Genomic DNA, 17,487 nt, shown 5'->3' with positions numbered 1-17,487 from the left:
AGATTATGAGGCCAGAAAATTACGTAGCATTTTTTACTGTTTGTGGATTTTTTATAGGACTTGCATTTAGCATTATTAGTATAGATGAAGCCTTTGATATACTGATTTTTACTTGTTTTATTACTTTTATGTTTTATGTTTTTGTTCATATTGCCATTATGAATTTTATAGATGTAAAGAAAATTAGCGGTAGAATCTTTAATAAACACGATTATGAAAAAACTAGCAATAATATTATCAACGATTTAGTTATTCGTGAAAAGAAAATGGATATAATTTTAGAAAAGCTCAATGAAGAAAGAGAAGAGCTAAAGAAAAATGAATCCAAAGAAAGACGAAGAAATGCTAAAAGAGCCGCCTAAAGCTTATGCACAAATGCTAAAGAAAGAGCAAGATGAGCTTGTGCTTTCTTACATGCCAGCTCTGCGTGCTATGGCTTTTAGACTAAAAGAACGCTTGCCTTCAAGCATAGATGTTAATGATCTTATTAGCATAGGCGTTGAAGAAATGATAAAGCTTTCACGCCGTTACGATAAAGAACAAAATGATAACTTCTGGGGTTTTGCAAGAAAAAGAGTTAATGGCTCTATGCTTGATTATCTTAGAAGTCTTGATGTAATGAGTCGCAATAATCGCAAAATTATTAAAGATATTGATGTAATCATGGATGAATATTTCCTTGAGCATGAATGCGAACCTGATGATGAATATCTAGCCAAAAAACTTGATTTGGATGTAGAAAAAATCAAAGAAGTAAGAACAGCTCATGCTATTAGCTATACCCTGCCCATCGATGAGCAAATCGAACTTTACAACGAAGACAATACTTTAGAAAAAATTGAAAAAGAAGAACTTTTAGAAAAAATTCACGAAGTGCTAGATGATCTTAAAGAGCGCGATCAGTTAATCATTCAGCTTTATTATTATGAAGAATTAAGCCTAAAAGAAATCAGTGAAATTTTACAAATCAGTGAAAGTAGAATTTCACAAATTCACAAAAAACTTCTTAAAAAACTTAGAGAAAGGCTAATGTAATGGCTGAGATACTTTCCCAAGAAGAAATTGATGCCCTGCTTGAAGTTGTTGATGATAACACCGACACACCCATAGCCTCAAATTCAAAAGATGAAAAAGATGAAAGAAATATCGTTGTATACGATTTTAAGCGTCCAAACAGAGTTTCAAAAGAACAACTTAGGACGATTAAAGGCATACATGATAAATTGGCAAGAAATTTAGCCTCTCAAATTTCATCGATGATGAGAAGTATTGTTGAAACTAAACTTCATTCAGTCGATCAGATGACTTATGGAGAGTTTTTAATGTCTTTGCCAAGCCCAACAAGTTTTAACGTTTTTTCTATCAAACCTTTAGATGGAAACTGTGTTTTAGAAATCAATCCAAGCATAGCTTTTCCTATGATAGACAGGCTTTTAGGTGGTCAAGGCGATAGCTATGAAGCTTCGCGTGAGCTTACGGATATTGAGCTTAATTTGCTTGATTCTATTTTGCGTATCATTATGCAAAGACTTAAAGAAAGCTGGGCTACGGTAACTGAAATTTATCCTAGTATAGAAGCTAAAGAATCAAGTCCAAATGTTGTGCAAATCGTATCTCAAAATGAGATTGTTATCATGGTGGTAATGGAAATCATCATAGGAAATTCAAGCGGTATGGTAAATATCTGCTATCCTGTAGTACATTTAGAAAGTATATTAAGCCGTTTAGCAAACCGCGATATTATGATGGGTGAAACCTCAGCCAAAAAATCACGTAACAAAGAACTTAAAACTTTAATCGGTCGTGCTGAAGTGGTATATGAGGCAATTTTAGGAAAAACCTTAATTAATGTTCATGAATTTTTAGAACTTAAACAAGGCGATATTTTAAGGCTTGATAGAGAAGCAGATGATAAAGCTATAGTAAGCATCGATAAAAAAGATGTTTTCTTAGCACAAATTGGATTGCATCGTTTTAGAAAATCTATTAAAATTTTAGAACTCATACGCACAGATAAAGATGAAATCAAAGAAATTTTGGAAAAATACGAAGAAGAACGTAAAGCTAAAGCTAGTGTTTATGATGAGCCTGAAGAGGAGGATGAAGAAATATGATCAATGATTTTTTAAAAATGTTTACAAATGAATGCATCAGCACCATTGAAGGTTTAACAGGAAAAAGTGCTGAATTTAGCGAATATAAAGAATTTGATGTCAATGCAAGTGATACTTTAAAAGCACCTTTAGTGTATGCTATATTTGATATAGCAAATGGTGGAAAAATAGGAATTTTAGCCGGTGCTATTTTAATGAGTGCTATTGGTGAATGGATGATGGGTGAAGAAGAGATCACCAAAAACGATAAACTAGGTCCTGATGAAATGGATGCAGCTAAAGAAGCTATCCAAAACATCATTTCAGCATTTTCTACAACCTTAGGAGCCCAAAAAGACATTCCAAAAATGGATTTTAGTATAGAATCTTGTGAATTTGTGCCTGAAAGCGTAGATTTTAAAGATTTTAAAAAATTATTTTTATATGATGTAAAAATAGGCGATTTAGAAGAACAAGTTTCTTTAGCCATGGATCAAACACTCCATAACATCCTAAGCGGGAAACCTGCTGAAACAGGAAATACAAGCACTGATTCTAATCACAACGCTGAAGAAAAAGCGATAATGCTTAGCGAAGAACTTAAAAATATCAATCTTATCATGGATGTTCGTTTGCCTGTGCGTGTGCGTATAGGCAATAAAAAAATGCTTTTAAAAGATGTTTTAACTATGGATATAGGTTCAGTTGTGGAGCTTAATCAACTTGCAAACGATCCGCTTGAAATTTTAATCGGAGATAAAAGAATTGCTTATGGCGAGGTAGTAATTGTCGATGGTAACTTCGGCGTTCAAATTACAGAAATTGGTTCTAAAAAAGAAAGATTAGAACAACTAAGATAAAAAGTTTTAGCCTACAAATTAAGAATAATAAATATAAACGAATTAAAACTAAAACAAACTAAAAGGGCTGAAATCAAAATGTAAAGATTTTGGAGTATTTAATTTAAAAGGTTTTAGCTCTTTTTTAGGAGCAACAATTAAAGCATAACCACCTTTATTATATCTATCCCAAATACTAAAAAATTGACTTTTAGAACTTATATATTCTCCATGACTTGGATCAAGCACTTGTAAATAATTACCTTTATGATTGATAATTATAACAAAATGTGGAAAGCGTGGATCATCTTCAATTTTTACAAGCATTGGAATATTTACAAGTTTATCCAAGTTTTCTCTATTGATTTGATATGAATTGCTTTGAAAGCCCAGTTTTTTAACTGCATCGCTTAAATCTGCAAAGCTTGCCATATCCGTATAAAGTTCTTGTCCGCTCATAATCTTTAAAAGTTCAAGTTCATCAAACTTTTTTTGATCATCAAGTATATTAAGTAAAGTTGCTAAAGATGAAGCCCCACAAGATTGCTCATAAGTTTGTCTTATTACTCTTTCGTTTTTAATTTCTTGACAAGACTTAACCACCCATTCGGCTTTTGCACTCAAAGCAAGAATGGGTAAAAATAATAAAATTTTTAGAATTTTTTCCATAAGCTTATCCCAAATATGCTATCAGGAGAAGCAGAGCTTCCTCCAAAACTAGCATTAACAGAAACTGCGGTATCTAAATTAATGCTATAAGTAGAACCTAAACTTAAAGTTGGAATAGAACGCACTTCAGAATTTTGATAGCCATTGATTTTTTGTTTCATTTGAAATCTTTGCTCTGCTCCTAAATCTAAAGTAATTTTAGGACTTAGAATAATAGATAAATCCCCGCCCACATAAATACTATTTCCATACTCTATTTTAAGGGTTTTAAATTTTCTTGATTGATTATAACCAAATCCTGTATAAATACTATAAACTACAGGATCGCTATATCCCCTTAAACTAGCTTGTAAGCTTTGTGATTTCAGATAAAAGTTTTTGGTTTGATTGATTGCTTTTTCTCTTTGAACGACTGCAGTTTGAAAGGTAATTTGTGGAATTAAATCTGCAATGCTATCGCCTGTATAAATAAAACCTAGCCATAAACTATCAAAACCTATTCTGTTTTTACTAGAATACTCATTTGTAAAAAAGTTTGTATATTCTTGTCTTGCATAACTTCCGCCCCCTGAAATAAGTATGTCAAACTTAGGTGTTAGGGTATAAATGAAAGTTTGAGTTAAAAACACTTGCTTTGTATCATTCCAAATTGTAGGATCTCCGCCTATTGTTATATTAGGATAAAGAGAATACGAGTTTGCGTTTCCTGTGCTAAGTAAAGAAAAGCTTGTAATGCTTCTTAAGCCTATTTGCTTTTTAAATAAACTGTCTATATTTAGTTCATCGCTAGCAAAAACACAATTAACTAAAACCATAAATACTTAAACAAATCTTTTTCATTGTTGCCTTTCTAAATATTTTCAAATTTTTTTAAAAGCAATGAATGTTCCAAATAAAAAAAATTGATTTTAATATATAATTTGCGATATTATTCAAATAAAGAGTAAAAATAATTAAATAAGGGAAATTATGTTTAAAAAATTAGCAAGTTCATTGATTTTAGGTTCTTTGTTGGCAAGTTCTGCTTTTGCTGGGGATTTTTTAGCTAAAGTTAGTAATGGTGCTTTAAGTGATAATTCTCAAGGGGTTAAAGCTCTTAATTTAGATGAGATGAAACAAGTTAAGGGTGGGTATAGCGTTGTTCCTATCATAAATATAACAGAAATGTATGCAATAGCAAAATATGAGCAAGGAGAATTACAATATATAGCAAATTATCTTAAAGGGAATACTAATGCACCACAAGGACTTTGTGGCATAGATCAAACATCTTGGTCAAATCCTAGTAAAAATAGATTAATAACATTTTTGCAAGTAACACAAAACTCGCTCTCTTTGCTTCCTACTTACATTGTTAAAAGACAAGTAAAAGTTTCTGACTTAGGACAACCTTATGTGCTTTTCACTTATGGGGCAGGTGCTTATAATCCAAATACTTATCAAATGTATAAATTTAATTCTAGCTCAATGTTAAATAACAATATGATTATTAAAGAAATGGCTAATAAGTATAAAGAATATATGGAAAGTCAACTTGGTGGCTGGACCGCTAGAGCTAGAAGATAAAAAACTTATGAAAAAATCATTTTTGCCGATTTATCTTATAAATAAAACTTTACTTACAGGAAGGCAAAAATGATTAATGGTATAAATTCTTATTCAAACTACAATTACACAAATAATACCTCAAATACAAAATCATCTAATGCCATAGCAAATAATAACCTTGTAAGTGATAAATCACAAGCAGTAGATAAAATCTTAGGCTATGGCGTAGATAAAGAGGGCTTTTTTACAAGTGATTTCAACGAAGCAGCAGGCTTGCCAAAAGATTATAAGATTTATGCAGATGGTTTAAATAATTTTGTAAATAACTTTATTAAAAGACAACCTTTTTACTCTCAAATAGATATTGCTAAAACAATAGGAAATGCTTATAACTCTTTTTCTTCTTTTGTTAAAGATAAGGGATTAGGAGAAAGCTTTCAAGAACAGGATTTAAAAAATCTATCCCAAAAAGATGGGGTAAATTATTGGCAAGAATTACAAAGCGATAATGCTTTCATTTGGAAGCTTACTGATGAAAATATAGCAGATTTGGGTTCTAATAAATATCAAATACATGATAACAAAATATCTAAAGGTGGTGCTTTAATTGCGTTTTTTATAAATAATCTTAGCACAATTAAAGGACAAACAACCTTACTGGGTAAATTAGCTGGACTTAATAGCGATACGGACAACGATGAAATAAAAGAATTTTTGTCCTTTATGAATAAAAATCCTTTAAAATATTCCTACGAGCAAGATGGCTGGGGCAATCCCATGGGAGATAGTTTATCAATATGGAATTATATAAATAGAGCTAAAAATTTAGGAGATGATAAACTAATAAAAACTATTAAGAATTTAGGAGATGAATACAATAAGCTTATTAATTCTAATATGAGCCTAGAAGAATTTAAAACCAAATATCTTGATTTTAAACAAAGACACGATGAGTTTGTAAAATCACTAGAAGAAGCAGAAAAGGCAAAAGGTGTAGATTATAGCAATCCTTTAAAAAATACAAATAACAAAGAAACTTCAGAAGAAGGCAAAGAAAAGCCTTTTAAACCTATACAAGCAGAAAGTAAAAACAAAGAAACTTACAAAGATGATAATATAAGAAACGAACTTGTAAAAAAACTATTAGAAGATAAATTTAGTACTAGTAAAGAATTAGAACTTCTTTTTAGTATGAAATTTAGTGATGATGATACAGGAGAATTTAATAAAATCCTTTCTTTAAATTCTACACCAAAAAGTATAGATATTAAGGCTTAAAGATTTAAAAGTCTTTAAATTCCTAATCTTAATAAAATAAACCTATTAAAACTTATATAATAAAGAACTTATTATAAATTTTTAGCTAGAATGGAATTTATTTTAACTAAAGGTTGAAAAATGAATGAAAAAATAAGCCAAGATTTAGAAAAATTTGCTAACATACCAAACCTAAAAAATGCCGTAACTTTTTTTGGTTCAGCAAGACTTAAAGAAGATAATTTTTATTATCAGCAGGCTAAAATTTTGGCACAAAAATGTGTTCAAAATGGTTTTTGTGTGATAAGTGGTGGAGGTGGTGGTATTATGCGTGCAGCCAACGAAGGTGCTTTTTCACAAAAAAATAATACAAATTCAATGAGTTCTGTAGGGTTTAATATATTTTTACCTCACGAGCAAAAACTTAATGATTTTGTAGAATATAATATTACTTTTGAGAGCTTAGCCATACGCAAAATGGCTCTTATTAAAAAGAGTCTAGCTTTTGTGATCTTCCCAGGCGGCTTTGGAACACTTGATGAATTGTGTGAAATTCTTACATTAAAACAATTAGAATTTAAAAAAGATGTTCCTATTATTTTGTTTGGGAGTGAATTTTGGCGAGGTTTTGATGAGTTCGTCAGAAATTCTTTACTCAAACTTGAAGTGATTTCTAAAGGAGATGAGTTAAAGTATAAAATCACTGACGACTTGGATTTTATAATTAATACTTTAAAGGAAATTTAATGAAAATTCTAGTCGCTATGAGCGGTGGAGTTGATAGTACAGTCACTGCTTATAAACTTAAAAATTTAGGTCATGAAGTTATAGGTTGTTATATGAAGCTTCATGGCAAGCCAAATTACCACGAAGAAAATATCAAAAAAGTAGAAAAAGTTGCAAACTTTTTGCAAATTCCTTATCATATTTTAGACTTACAAGAAGATTTTAAAAACAAAGTTTATATGCCTTTTGTAGATACTTATAAAGAGGGTAAAACACCAAATCCTTGCGCTTTATGCAACCGTTTTATCAAACTTGGAAAACTTTTAGAATTTGCTAAAAGTTTAGGTTGTGAAAAACTTGCCACAGGGCATTATGCAAGACTTGAAAACAACTTAATAAAAACCGCAGTAGATGAAAGCAAGGATCAAAGCTATTTTTTAGCTAGTGCAGATAAAGAAGCTTTAAAATATCTTATTTTTCCGCTAGGCGAAATGAAAAAAGAAGATGTGAAAAAATTTGCTTCCACTATAGAGGTTTTAAAATCTTTTGCCACTCAAAAGGAAAGTTCTGAAATTTGCTTTGTTGAAGATACTTATGTGCAAGTTTTAGATCAGTTTATGGATACAAAAATTCCTGGAGAAGTATTAGATAGTAGCGGAAAAGTAGTAGGCAAACATGAGGGCTATATGCACTATACCATAGGCAAAAGAAGAGGCTTTGAAGTGCGTGGGGCACATGAGCCACATTTTGTTTTAAAAATCAATCCTAAGCAAAATCAAATCATCGTAGGAACCAAAGAAGAACTTAAAATCAGTGAATTTAAGCTAAAAAATATCAATCTTTTTATAGACGCTAAAGAGCTTGATTGCGAAGTAAAAATCCGCTATCGCTCAAAATCTACACCTTGCAAGGTAGAAATTTATGAAGATAAAAGTGCAAAAATCACTCTAAAAAATCCTGTTTATGGACTTGCTAGCGGACAAATGGCAGTCTTTTATGATCATGATAAAGTCATAGCAAGCGGTTTTATAGAATAATTTCTAGGAATTAATTCCTAGAAATTATTAATAAAATCCTAAAATTTTCCACCAAATAAGTCCAACAGCTATCATCTCACTACTATATCAACTATGGAAATCACAAAACCTATACTCCACCATTTTTTAAGAGTTACATAGCCTGTTCCAAAAATAACAGGAGCTGTTCCTGTTGCATAGTGAGTTAATGCCATCATAACATTACCTGAAGCTATCATAATAAAAGCATAAAGAAGTGGTGGTGTTCCTAAGGCAAGCCCTGCGCTATAAAAAACAAAAAACATTGCTGATATATGAGCTGTAGTAGAAGCAAAGAAATAGTGCGTATATAAAAAAGCAAGGCTTAAAAATATCATAATAGAAATTTCCCCAAGTCCCATAGCAGAAGCAAATTCACCTAAAGCTTCAGCTAAAAACTGAGTAACACCAAGTTTGCCAAGCAAAGTTGCCATCATTACAAGAGCTGAAAACCATACTAAAGTATTCCAAGCAGCTTTTTCAGCCAAAACTTCCCCAAAAGTTAAAACTCCACTAATCAACACCAAAGACAACCCAAGCAAAGCCACGCTAGTCGCATCAAGAGAAATTCCAAAAAGCAAACCAAAAGTCCCAGCCCATAAAAGCAAAAGCAAGACAAAAACACTGAGCATGATTTTTTCACTATTTTTCATTTTTCCAAGTTCTTTCAATTTATCTTTAGCAAAAGTGGAAGCATTAGGCGTGGATTTAATTTCTGGTGGAGAGAGAAAATAAAGCACCAAAGGCATCAAAAGCATAGCAGCTATACCAGGTAAAAACATTCCTAAAGCCCATTGCCCCCAAGTTAAATGCACTTCTAAATTTGTAGCTTGTGCTATAAGATCAACCACCAAAGGATTTGGAGCTGTAGCTGTAATAAACATAGCTGATGAAATAGGATTAGCTTGATAATTTACCAAAGAAAGATAAGTGCCTATTTTATTTTGCGTTCCATCTTCAGGAGTGGATTTAAAACTTCTTGCAATAGCTTGAACTATAGGATTTATGATAGCCCCTGCTCTTGCAGTATTTGAAGGAGTAACTGGAGCTAAAATGGTTTCACAAAAAGCTATAGAATAAGCAATACCTAAGGTTTTTTTACCAAAAATACTGATAAAATGATAAGCCAAACGCTCTCCAAGTCCTGTTTTAATAACTCCACGAGCCACAATAATAGAAATCACTATAAGCCAAATAAGAGAATTTGAAAAACCACTTAAAGCATCTTTTATACCTGTTTTAGATTTTAAATTTGATATAGCAGTATTTACCTTTTCATCTATACTCTTTTGAGATAAAAAATCAAGTGCTAAAGTATTTAAAGCTGAAATTTTAGTCTCATCAATAAGTTGTTGCGTAGAAGTTTTTGAAGTAGCCTTGGTGTAAATTTTACTTAGATTTTCAATCTGGTAATTTATATCTGTGCTTGATTTTAAAATTTCATTAACTTTTGCTTTTAAATTTCTACTTATATTAGCATTGATTAAAGCCTGCAAAATAGTGGCTTCAACTGCCTCATCCATAGTTGTTTTATAGATATTAGAATTATCTCTTAAAACAATTCCCTCAAGAGTTTTTATATGTGTAGCACGCACAGAACTTTGGGTAGTGGTAATGCCGCTAAGAGCTACTATGGCAATAGCTACCATACAAACAGCCCCCAAAGGCATTACTTGTAAAATCACTGCCATAATCACAGCAATAAAAAGCCCAAGAAAATGCCAAGAATTATCTTCCAAACCTACAGGAGTAGGTATAAGCCAAAACACAGCTGCAATTAAAATACACAGCACCAACAAGGGAATTTTCTTTCTATCCATTGTTTATCCTTTGATATTGGTAATGTAATTTGCAATGCTTAAATTCTAGTTAACTAATATTTTAATAAATCTTAAAATTATAATTTTTAAATAAATTTTTAATTTATTGTTACAAATATACATAATTTTTACTTTATAAAGAAGCTAGTCTAATTGAAAAATAAATAGGGAATTTTAAATGAAGAAAACCCTTCCCCAGATAACTGCGGCACACACTAAAATCAAGTGCTCTGCTGTGTTCCCACCCTGAAGCGGTGCTTAAAAATAGCATTGCACAGGTCTAAGAAAAGGCAAAGAAATTATATCATAATATACTTAAAAAGTGTTGAGCTATAAAAACTAAATATAAAAATGTATAAATATGTAACAAATTGGTTATATTTTATATAAATTTTTAAATTTAATTTGCAAAATTATTGTTTTTTTCAAGGAAATACGATTATATAGATATATTATATAAATTTTTAAGGAAAAATCATGGAAATCAAATGGAGTAAAGATTTTAGCATTAAAAACATACAATTAGATAAACAACACGAACTAATTTTTGAAATTGCTGAAATTGCAAACGATTTAGCTTTAAAAATTCAAGATAATGATGTGCAACACAAAAATGATTTAAAACAAATTCTTACAAAGTTATTCCAATATGTAAAAATTCATTTCAAAGATGAAGAAAAATTTATGGAAAGCATTGATTTTCCTTTAATTGAAGAACATAGAAAATCTCATCAAATATTATTAAAAAAGACTAAAGAACTTTTAGAACACTCAAATGATATTGTTAAAATGTCATTTGAACTTTCAACATTGACCAAAGATTGGATTTTAGATCATTTTGCTATTGAAGATTTATGGATAGCTAACTTCACAAAAAAAGCTCTACATCTTCAAGAGATTCATTATAATCTAGAGCAATACATAAAATTAAAATCGATTAGGCAAGATTTAAAGACTGAAAAAACCTATGATTATATTTGCAACTGTTATTTGCGTACTCATGCAGTTCCACAAACCATACACGAAGAACTTGTTAGCAAAGAAAATACTTTAAAATGTGAAAAATGTGGACAAATTTTAGTGCATTTAGATCATATTGATTTAAATCAAAATTATGAAATGTTAAATCATATCCTCGAAAACATAGGAGTGTAATGATGAGCTATGAAATAAAAACTTTAGAAACTTTCAATCCTTTTGAAAGTTTAAAATATGAACAAGCCAGCACAGATCAAATTCTTGATTTTAGAATTATAGATTTTAAACTTCTGTGTTCTAATATAAAACCAGTAAAAACAAAAACTTATGAAAGAAAGGATTTTGACTTATTTTATGCGGATGATTTTTTTGTAAAAAATTACAATACCATGGTGCAAAAATTTCTTATAGAAATTTATCCAAAAACACAAAAAAACTGTTTCGTGGTTAAGCTTAAATCTAATCCTAGTTTAACTTATCTTAAGGTCAATATTAATTTTTTGGATAATTTTAAATACTATCCAAATTTAAAATTTGATATTTTACAAAATATTTATAAAGTAATGATCAAACAAAAATTTTTAATCTTAAGACTTGATAAAAATTTATTTGACAAGATTGATGATTTTATCTTATCAATACAAAAAAGTCCATCTATTAAAGAAATAGAGCTTGAAATTGCCAAAGGTGTAGATAAGATTGAACATAAAAGTGATGAAATTATTTATCATAGAGATGTTAACGAAGAATGTTTTGACGAAAATATTAGCTATGATGAAGGAAGCTACTGCAAACCTATTGAAAAAAATGAGCTACTTTTTGAATACATTTATAGAATTCTTGGAAAAGAAGGTAGAAATTTAAGAGGAGAAATCCTTCATTTAAATCCAATAGCTTTTTTTGATAATCCTTTTATCATAAAAGATGAAAGCATTTATACAGAAGAACTAGAAGATAGAATTAAATATTTTAGTGCAAATTATGGATTTTTAAATAAAGACCGATCAGGATATAGCGTTACAAATAATTTAAAATTATCACAAGTAGGACTTAAAACAACCGGTTCAATCAAAACAAATACTGATGAAAATATAAACTTAGAAATCACTAATTTTGATATAAATGATGATGCTGTTAAATCAGGCATTGTAAATGTTCAAGCTTCAGACATAAAAGTAAATGGAAGCATTGGAGCGACAAAACTTTATGGAAGAAATATCAGCATCAAAGGCCTAACTCATGGAAAAAGCGAAATTTTTGCACAAGATATTTTTATTACAACACACAAAGGAACTTTGCAAGCTGATACTGTGTATATAAAAAATTTAGAAAACGGGATAGTTATAGCCAAAAATGTATTTGTTGAAAACTGCATGGGTGGAAAAATAGAAGCAGAAAATATTTATATTTGCAATTTATTAGCAGATAATATCTTATATCCCAAAAAAAATCTAATCATAACAAATAATATAAAATTTAAAAATAATATTGTAATTTCTCCACTAGATTTTATTAACAATAAATCAAACTCAGAAACTGAAAATCTTACAAATTTAAGCCTTAAAACAAAGAGTAAACTTGATAATATCATAAGTCAAATGCAAAATTACTATGATTATCTAATCAAAAATCAAATCAAGATTATCAAACTTCAAAAAACTGAAAAACTTAATGCTATAGATATGAAATTTTCAAATCTTTATCGTGATATCATAAAAAAATATAATCATCTTAGTGTCTTGTATAAAAAACTTATAAAATTAAAATATCATATTGACGCAAAGCTAAATTTTTTAGATGAAATGGTTTATAATGTAAAAATATACATAAAAGCCGAAAATATTGGAGAGGATAATTTTTTAAAATTTTATCCTAAAACAAACACCGAGCTTGAACTAAAGCATCAAATAAATTTAAAAGACTATGAAAAGGTTTTATACCTTGAAAAAGGGCAACAAGCAAGCTATATTAAATCAAGTCATGATTATAGCGAAAGCGATATAGAAGAAATTAAAATTATTTTTGAAAAACTAGAAAAAGATAATTCCTAAAAATTATCTTTTCATATTAATAGCCTTTTGTATCATTTGATCGCTTGTGGTAATGCTTTTTGAGCTTGCATCAAAGGCTTTTTGAGTTACTATAAGATTTGAAAGCTCTACGCTTAAATCAACATTAGATTGTTCTAAGAATCCGCCTTTAAATTTGGCTGTATTAACAATCTGTCCATTTTTCATAATAAAACTTGCTTCACCACTATTAGCTGTTGCAGCAAAGATATTATCGCCCATAGCAGCCAATCCTTGCTCATTGATAAAATTATATAAAGCAAGCTTTCCAACTATAGCATTTTTACCATTGCTAAATTGTGCTACAATACTTCCATCATCAGATATATCATATTGTTTAAAAAATCCTTCGGCTACACCATCTTGCTGTGTAACTACATTTTTTTCAACGCCTTCTTTAATATAAATCCCACTATAACCCGAACCAGGTTTATTAGCATCATAAGGAGAGCCTAAATCAATATTAATTGTTCCGCCATTTGGGTTTGCAATGCTTGTAATATTGTTTTGAAGCAAAGCACCATTTTTATCAAAAACCATATTTCCTTCAGTTGGATTGCCTACGGCATTGCCATTAGAATCATAAATTTGGGCAATGGCTTTATATTGTATATTATCGCCTTCTTGCGGCAAAACCCTTTCAAGCGTAACCCTTAAAGTACTTTTACTTCCATCTGCATTATAAATAGGGGATTCTAAAATATCTTTATTGGCTTTTTGTTGTTCTGTTGAAATTTGAGCTGTATCAAGCTTGATGCTATTTTCATCCAAACCCTTTAAATCAAGCTCATTGCTTTTAAAATTAAGATTTTCATCTAAAGTTGCTTCAAAGCTTTTTTTTACGCCATTATCGTCAGTGAAATTTAAAATGATCCTATCACCCACTTTAGCACTAAACACATCTTCTTTGCTAACACTACCGCTAACTACATATTTTCCATCTTCGGTTTTTGTAATGTTAAATTTACCAAGATCAAGATCTACTTTGACCACTTCTGTTGTTGTGTTAGTATTTAAACTTCCACTCCATTTTACATTTTGAGTTACTTGAGGAGGTAAATACATATTCACAGGTACTTTAATAGCCCCTTGAGAAGCAGTTGTGCCTATACCGAAAGAATTATTTGAATTTACGGTAAAACCATTATTTACCGGAGTTCCTGTGTTAAGATAATCCCCCATAAGCCCCGCAACCCTATCGCTATAGTTGATACCGGTAAAAGCAGGGTTCATTGTTCCTAAAACAAAATTTCCATAAGAATCTACCAAATATCCATTTGCATCTCTTTTAAACGATCCATTTCTAGTATAGTAAGCATTACCATCCGCTCCCAAAACCCCAAAAAATCCTTTTCCTTGTAAAGCCACATCAAATTCGCTATCGCTTGCCACAAGAGAACCTTGCTCAAAAACCACATTAGAAGAAGCTGATCCTGAGCCATATCCACCTTGAGCAGGATTAGTTGATTGAGTGGTTATGGTGCTATAAAAAATATCTTTAAATTGAGCATCAGAATACTTAAAACCTGTAGTATTAACATTAGCTATATTATTTGCATAAATATCAATACCAAAACTATTTGTTTTAACTCCAGAAATTCCATTATAAAATGAATTCATCATGGCTTATGCCTTTTCCTCTTTGTCGCCTTCTTCTGTAGATCCAGAATTAGAAGAATCTCCATCACTTGAGTCTCCACCTGAACTATCTCCAACGGAAGTTGAAGATGAACCAAGTTTATAATCACTAATTTCACCAATATCATCAAAACTTACATATTGACCACCCATTTTTGCATAAGCAATCCCATCAACAAATTTAATACCCTCTATAGGATAAGTTCCATAATTTGCAGTGATCTTTTCCCCGTTTTTATTATTATAAACCACTTTAACACTATACTCTCCATCCCCAGCATAAACACCATCATTATTTCTACCAGGCCACTCTAATGTAAATAAACCTTTTGATACTTCTTTTCCCTCATTACTTTTTTCACTAAATACCAACTTATTATTTTTATCATAAACCTCTAAGGTGATTCCTTTATCATCCGAATCTTCAGGCAAATACATTTTTAGTGCAATAACCTCATCTGCGCCTGTTAATTTGACTTTGTTTTCATTTACCGTAGCCATTTTTCCTATAGCTCCCACTGCTGCAGTACTCATGCTCGTGCTAAAAGAATTGGAAAGTTTTTCCATAGTTTCAACCATTTTTTGCATAGTTGTATTGGTATTTTGTTGCATTTCAAGTGCACTAAGCTGTGAGGTTTGTGTAAGCATTTTATCACTATCCATAGGATCTGTTGGATCTTGATGTTGAAGCTCTATCAAAAGAAGTTTTAAAAACGCATCTTTGTCTAAAGTAGCATTTGGATTACTAACCACACCGGAGCTATTGCTACTAGATGAATTATCCACTTTCGTATCCTTGTTGCTTGTTTGGTTAGTATTAGCAGTATTTGTCCAGTTAAGATTGCTATTCCAATTTGTTGTCGCCATGATAAAATCCTTTTTTTACATTCAGTCTTTTTTAATTAAAAGCAATAAGTGTTCCAACTTAGAAATACTTCGCTAAAACAAGCTCTAGATTGACTTTTTCACTTTCATTTTTTCCATCTAAAGCATCTTTAAAACCATATCCACTACGATTTTTTCCTTGATTTTGATTTTGCTCTCTTTTACCTTGATCACTAAAATTCATTTCAAGTCCAGTAAATCCCATATTTACAAGAGAATTTTTAAACTCGACTTGATTTTGGATAAACAAATTCATTGCATTGGTATTGGAGTTGAAATTGATATGAAGGTTATTACCTCTTTGTATCAAAGTTACTTCCACTTCTCCAAGATTATTAGGATTTAGAGTGATACTGAGCTTAGTGATAGGTGCTTTATATTGATCTACAGCCTCTTTTAAATCTTGTGAAAAATACTGCAAAGTCTCTTTAGGCGTGATATTGCGAGCATTGTTTTGTGTTACTTTACTTAAATCTTTGACTAAAGAATTTAAGTCATCTAAATTATTTTTATCTACATTTTCACTGTGCGTTTTTGTTTGCTCTTGAGTAAAAGTTTCTTTATTGGTATTGTTGTTAAAATTAGCATTATTCTCTTTGTTTTGAACTGCTTGAGTTTTATTTAAATTTTCAAAATTTAATTTTTGATCAAAGAAATTCTGTTTTATATCTTTATTTTCTTTGTTGTTGTTTTTAGGCTCTTTATTTAAACTAAAATCTTTTTGTGTTAAATTTGAAACTAAATTCTGAGCATCTTTGACAATTTCTTGATTTGAATTTTTATCAAGATTTAAATTTTGATTATTGCTCTTTAAATTTTTATTTTGATCTTGTATATTCTCTTGATTTAAATTGTTTTTTTCTTGATTTTTATTTAACTCTTTATTAAAATCTTTGTTTAAGTCTTTGCTTTCTTTATTTAGGTTGTTTAATTCTTTTTCATCTTTTTTTATTTGCTCATTATTTTTTGCATCTTTTGTGTTATCTTTATTTAAATTATCTTGGTTTTTTTTATCTTTTATATTTAACTCTTCTGTTAAATTTTTTGCAAACTCATCATTTTTGATATTTTTTAAAGTATTTTTAACATCTGTGGTATCTTCTTCTATTTTTGATTTAACTTTATCATTTTTTTCGTGTTTGCTTTCTTTGGATGAAAGCATGGAATCTAAATTTTTTAAAGTTTGAGAAAGCAAAGAACCGCTATCTTTAGAATTTGCTTTTTGCGTAGAATGAGTGCTTGTAGTATGAGTTGTATTTTGTAAATTGTGATTTAAATTTTTACTCATATTGGAAATTTTATTATTGATGATTTCTTTAAAAACATTATCCACAGCACCTTTAAAAAAATCAGCCTTATCTAAATTTGGAAAAGTTGCTTTAAGATCAAGAAGACGATCTACTTTAATATTTTTTACATTTAAGCCCAGATCTTTAGCTATATCCAAAAGCTCACTAAGATTTGATGCGCCTTTTAAAGCATTAAAATTAGCCTCTGTTTTGATAAGACTTGAAAGTTGAGTAGAAAGATTTGCCAGTTTAACATCTGCTGTATCTGTTTTTAGCTTATCCAACAAAGAAAGAATTTGCATAAAAGAAGCAGATTCGAAAATGCTTATCTTATCACTCTCATCAAAAGCTCCTTTTTGAAGTCTATTCATCGCTTCATTAACAACTTCTTTTTGGCTGATCTTCATATGATCAGGTAAAAATTCATTGGTTTCATCGATAGAATTAAGCAAAGAATTTAAAAAACTCTCCGTATCATCTTTAGTTGAATTTTTGCTATCGCTACTTTCATGTTCTTTATTTTTACTGGTTTTACTAAAAGAACTGCTAGTAGTAGAAGTTTTACTCGGCGTAAGATTTAAAACATCATTTTGCGGAGCTAAATTTGACATCACTTTTCCT

General features: G+C 30.1%; 14 protein-coding genes, 1 other RNA gene and 2 pseudogenes. 10 read left to right on the top strand and 7 right to left on the bottom strand.

The features are described 5' to 3' along the window. Positions 1 to 5: 5 nt before the first annotated feature. The 4 genes from AJN64_RS05450 to fliY are packed head-to-tail and all read left to right on the top strand — an operon-like array spanning position 6 to position 2,953. A complete protein-coding gene (locus tag AJN64_RS05450; protein WP_002854547.1) occupies positions 6 to 362 on the top strand; it encodes a hypothetical protein in 357 nt (118 codons plus the stop codon). Further along, entirely contained in the window at positions 343 to 1,035 is a 693-nt protein-coding gene (locus AJN64_RS05445) for an RNA polymerase sigma factor FliA (protein WP_002871494.1), read from the top strand. The genes AJN64_RS05450 and AJN64_RS05445 overlap by 20 nt, the downstream gene beginning before the upstream one ends. After that, positions 1,035 to 2,114 (top strand): flagellar motor switch protein FliM, encoded by a 1,080-nt coding sequence (fliM, locus tag AJN64_RS05440; protein WP_002851710.1) that lies wholly within the window; start codon positions 1,035 to 1,037, stop codon positions 2,112 to 2,114. Before AJN64_RS05445 ends, fliM begins: the two co-directional genes overlap by 1 nt. Beyond that, a complete protein-coding gene (fliY, locus tag AJN64_RS05435) occupies positions 2,111 to 2,953 on the top strand; it encodes a flagellar motor switch protein FliY (protein WP_070283800.1) in 843 nt (280 codons plus the stop codon). Before fliM ends, fliY begins: the two co-directional genes overlap by 4 nt. A gap of 48 nt (positions 2,954 to 3,001) precedes the next feature. Here fliY and AJN64_RS05430 read toward each other — a convergent pair whose 3' ends face one another. Beyond that, entirely contained in the window at positions 3,002 to 3,601 is a 600-nt protein-coding gene (locus tag AJN64_RS05430; RefSeq protein WP_070292784.1) for a C39 family peptidase, read from the bottom strand. Beyond that, a pseudogene (locus AJN64_RS05425) lies at positions 3,586 to 4,441 on the bottom strand (hypothetical protein). Before AJN64_RS05425 ends, AJN64_RS05430 begins: the two are co-directional and overlap by 16 nt. A 129-nt stretch (positions 4,442 to 4,570) precedes the next feature. Here AJN64_RS05425 and AJN64_RS05420 point away from each other — a divergent pair. The 4 genes from AJN64_RS05420 (at position 4,571) to mnmA (ending at position 8,169) form a co-directional block, all read left to right on the top strand. Next, positions 4,571 to 5,167 (top strand): bacteriocin, encoded by a 597-nt coding sequence (locus AJN64_RS05420; RefSeq protein WP_070292782.1) that lies wholly within the window; start codon positions 4,571 to 4,573, stop codon positions 5,165 to 5,167. A gap of 69 nt (positions 5,168 to 5,236) precedes the next feature. After that, positions 5,237 to 6,427, top strand: a complete 1,191-nt coding sequence (locus tag AJN64_RS05415; protein ID WP_070292781.1) for a Cj0814 family flagellar-dependent secreted protein — start codon at positions 5,237 to 5,239, stop codon at positions 6,425 to 6,427. Positions 6,428 to 6,547: 120 nt separating this feature from the next. Then, complete coding sequence (locus tag AJN64_RS05410; RefSeq protein ID WP_070292780.1) at positions 6,548 to 7,153, top strand: TIGR00730 family Rossman fold protein; 606 nt, start codon at positions 6,548 to 6,550, stop codon at positions 7,151 to 7,153. Beyond that, positions 7,153 to 8,169 (top strand): tRNA 2-thiouridine(34) synthase MnmA, encoded by a 1,017-nt coding sequence (gene mnmA, locus AJN64_RS05405; protein WP_052858887.1) that lies wholly within the window; start codon positions 7,153 to 7,155, stop codon positions 8,167 to 8,169. Before AJN64_RS05410 ends, mnmA begins: the two co-directional genes overlap by 1 nt. A 27-nt stretch (positions 8,170 to 8,196) precedes the next feature. Here the strand turns inward: mnmA and AJN64_RS05400 are convergent. After that, positions 8,197 to 10,007 (bottom strand): annotated as a pseudogene (locus tag AJN64_RS05400) (DASS family sodium-coupled anion symporter). Between the two features lie 189 nt (positions 10,008 to 10,196). Further along, positions 10,197 to 10,294: signal recognition particle sRNA small type (gene ffs, locus AJN64_RS05395), an RNA gene on the bottom strand. Between the two features lie 190 nt (positions 10,295 to 10,484). On the opposite strand from ffs, the gene AJN64_RS05390 reads away from it, so the two are divergent. Together AJN64_RS05390 and AJN64_RS05385 are read left to right on the top strand one after the other, a co-directional pair. After that, the gene (locus AJN64_RS05390; protein WP_002860894.1) at positions 10,485 to 11,162 is read left to right on the top strand and encodes a hemerythrin family protein; all 678 of its coding nucleotides are present in this window, start codon (positions 10,485 to 10,487) and stop codon (positions 11,160 to 11,162) included. Between the two features lie 2 nt (positions 11,163 to 11,164). Then, positions 11,165 to 13,036 carry a flagellar assembly protein A gene (locus AJN64_RS05385; protein ID WP_070292792.1) on the top strand — a complete coding sequence of 624 codons (1,872 nt, stop codon included), beginning with the start codon at positions 11,165 to 11,167 and terminating at the stop codon, positions 13,034 to 13,036. 3 nt (positions 13,037 to 13,039) lie between these two features. Here the strand turns inward: AJN64_RS05385 and AJN64_RS05380 are convergent, their stop codons facing one another. From AJN64_RS05380 to AJN64_RS05370, 3 genes are read right to left on the bottom strand one after another with little or no spacing between them, the layout of a single operon-like run. Then, positions 13,040 to 14,677 carry a flagellar hook-basal body complex protein gene (locus AJN64_RS05380; protein ID WP_070292779.1) on the bottom strand — a complete coding sequence of 546 codons (1,638 nt, stop codon included), beginning with the start codon at positions 14,675 to 14,677 and terminating at the stop codon, positions 13,040 to 13,042. Between the two features lie 3 nt (positions 14,678 to 14,680). After that, positions 14,681 to 15,559, bottom strand: coding sequence for a flagellar basal body rod modification protein (locus AJN64_RS05375; protein ID WP_002860891.1), 879 nt, complete (start codon positions 15,557 to 15,559; stop codon positions 14,681 to 14,683). A 58-nt stretch (positions 15,560 to 15,617) separates the two neighbouring features. After that, positions 15,618 to 17,480, bottom strand: a complete 1,863-nt coding sequence (locus tag AJN64_RS05370; RefSeq protein ID WP_074498169.1) for a flagellar hook-length control protein FliK — start codon at positions 17,478 to 17,480, stop codon at positions 15,618 to 15,620. Positions 17,481 to 17,487 lie beyond the last annotated feature (7 nt).

The organism is Campylobacter sp. BCW_4332 (assembly GCF_001763175.1).
In the GTDB taxonomy this organism is placed as follows: domain Bacteria; phylum Campylobacterota; class Campylobacteria; order Campylobacterales; family Campylobacteraceae; genus Campylobacter_D; species Campylobacter_D jejuni.
This window is presented reverse-complemented; position numbering and strand designations above follow the sequence as displayed.

Excerpts from the sequence above, each read along its gene's own strand:
- fliY (WP_070283800.1), top strand. The coding sequence starts at position 2,111 with ATGATCAATGATTTTTTAAAAATGTTTACAAATGAATGCATCAGCACC.
- AJN64_RS05375 (WP_002860891.1), bottom strand. The coding sequence starts at position 15,559 with ATGGCGACAACAAATTGGAATAGCAATCTTAACTGGACAAATACTGCT.
- AJN64_RS05410 (WP_070292780.1), top strand. The coding sequence starts at position 6,548 with ATGAATGAAAAAATAAGCCAAGATTTAGAAAAATTTGCTAACATACCA.
- fliM (WP_002851710.1), top strand. The coding sequence starts at position 1,035 with ATGGCTGAGATACTTTCCCAAGAAGAAATTGATGCCCTGCTTGAAGTT.
- AJN64_RS05380 (WP_070292779.1), bottom strand. The coding sequence starts at position 14,677 with ATGATGAATTCATTTTATAATGGAATTTCTGGAGTTAAAACAAATAGT.
- AJN64_RS05445 (WP_002871494.1), top strand. The coding sequence starts at position 343 with ATGCTAAAAGAGCCGCCTAAAGCTTATGCACAAATGCTAAAGAAAGAG.
- mnmA (WP_052858887.1), top strand. The coding sequence starts at position 7,153 with ATGAAAATTCTAGTCGCTATGAGCGGTGGAGTTGATAGTACAGTCACT.
- AJN64_RS05450 (WP_002854547.1), top strand. The coding sequence starts at position 6 with ATGAGGCCAGAAAATTACGTAGCATTTTTTACTGTTTGTGGATTTTTT.
- AJN64_RS05415 (WP_070292781.1), top strand. The coding sequence starts at position 5,237 with ATGATTAATGGTATAAATTCTTATTCAAACTACAATTACACAAATAAT.
- AJN64_RS05420 (WP_070292782.1), top strand. The coding sequence starts at position 4,571 with ATGTTTAAAAAATTAGCAAGTTCATTGATTTTAGGTTCTTTGTTGGCA.
- AJN64_RS05385 (WP_070292792.1), top strand. The coding sequence starts at position 11,165 with ATGAGCTATGAAATAAAAACTTTAGAAACTTTCAATCCTTTTGAAAGT.
- AJN64_RS05390 (WP_002860894.1), top strand. The coding sequence starts at position 10,485 with ATGGAAATCAAATGGAGTAAAGATTTTAGCATTAAAAACATACAATTA.
- AJN64_RS05430 (WP_070292784.1), bottom strand. The coding sequence starts at position 3,601 with ATGGAAAAAATTCTAAAAATTTTATTATTTTTACCCATTCTTGCTTTG.